The sequence below is a fragment of the Streptomyces sp. NPDC093225 genome, assembly GCF_044753805.1.
Taxonomy (GTDB): domain Bacteria; phylum Actinomycetota; class Actinomycetes; order Streptomycetales; family Streptomycetaceae; genus Streptomyces.
In genome coordinates, this window is record NZ_JBIVNX010000118.1 from 1 (window position 1) to 1412 (window position 1412).

Here is a 1412-nt window from a genome sequence, read left to right on the forward strand (position 1 = left end):
TCTCGTCCTCGGCGGCCTTCGAGCCGTAGCCGCAGGCGGCCAGCGAGCCGATCAGCAGCGGCAGGACGGCCGCGGCGAGGACGGAACGGCGCAGGATCGTACGGGTGGGGCTGGTGGCAGGCACGGGAGGAGGTCCTCTCGGAGGCCCGGTGCTTACGTGCTCCGGATCAGCGGTGTCGGCGGTCCGGATACGCGGCCGGGAAGGCTTCGTGTCTTCGTCGGTGCAGGTGCGTCACGTGGACGGTGAGGGCGCGCGGGCAGTGCGCGTACGTCATCGCACACATCGCGCCACCCCTCCCTGGCCGCTGCCGAGGGAGTAGACGTCGGCGTTCATCTCAGAAGTCCCACCCCTCGTCGTCCTGGACGGGCTCGGCCGCGGCGGTCGCGAACGACTCGCCGGCCATGCCCGCCGCCAGGGTGGTGCCGTCGGCCGGGTCGATCAGGAGGAAGGACCCGGTGCGGCGCGAGTCGGCGTACGCGTCGAGCGCGAGCGGCTCGGCGGTGCGCACCACGACCCGGCCGATGTCGTTGGCCACCAGCTGCCCGGGGGCCGGGTGCTGGGACAGGTCGTCCAGCGTCAGCCGGGAGGGGATCTCCTTGACGATGGCCTTGACCGTGCGCGTGGTGTGCTTCAGCAGCACCCGGGCGCCGACGGCCAGCGGCTGGTCGGCCACGTGGCAGACCGTGGCGACCACGTCCTGCGTGGTGGCCGGCGCGCTCGCGGCCGGGGCGATCAGGTCGCCGCGCGAGATGTCGATGTCGTCCGCCAGGCGCAGCGTCACCGACTGCGGGGCCCAGGCGATGTCCACGCTCTTGCCCAGCGCGTCGATGCCCTCGATGACCGAGGTCTTCCCCGACGGCAGCACCGTGACGGCCTCGCCCACGCGCAGCACGCCGGAGGCGATCTGGCCGGCGTAGCCGCGGTAGTCGGGGTGCTCGGCGCTCTGCGGGCGGATCACGTACTGCACCGGGAAGCGGGCCGGGCAGGCGGTCAGGTCGTGGCTGACGGGCACGGTCTCCAGGTGCTCCAGCACCGTCGGGCCGCCGTACCAGTCCATGTTGGCGGACGGCTCCACCACGTTGTCGCCGGCCAGCGCCGAGATCGGGATCGCGGTGATCTCCGGGACGCCGAGCGTGGCGGCGTAGGAGGTGAACTCCTCCGCGATCTTCGCGAAGACGGACTCCTCGTAGCCGACGAGGTCCATCTTGTTGACGGCCAGGACGACGTGCGGCACCCGCAGCAGGGCCGCGACCGCGGCGTGCCGGCGGGTCTGCTCGACCACGCCGTTGCGGGCGTCGACCAGCACCACGGCCAGCTCGGCGGTGGAGGCGCCGGTGACCATGTTGCGGGTGTACTGCACGTGGCCGGGGGTGTCGGCGAGGATGAACCGGCGGCGGGCGGTGGCGAAGTA

At 72.7% G+C, this 1412-nt stretch carries 1 protein-coding gene; it reads right to left on the minus strand.

What is annotated here, in order from left to right; all coding sequences use genetic code 11:
- Nucleotides 1–335 precede the first annotated feature (335 nt).
- On the minus strand, nucleotides 336–1412 hold a 1077-nt coding region (locus ACIQCH_RS38395), incomplete at its 5' end, for a sulfate adenylyltransferase subunit 1 (protein WP_402589016.1).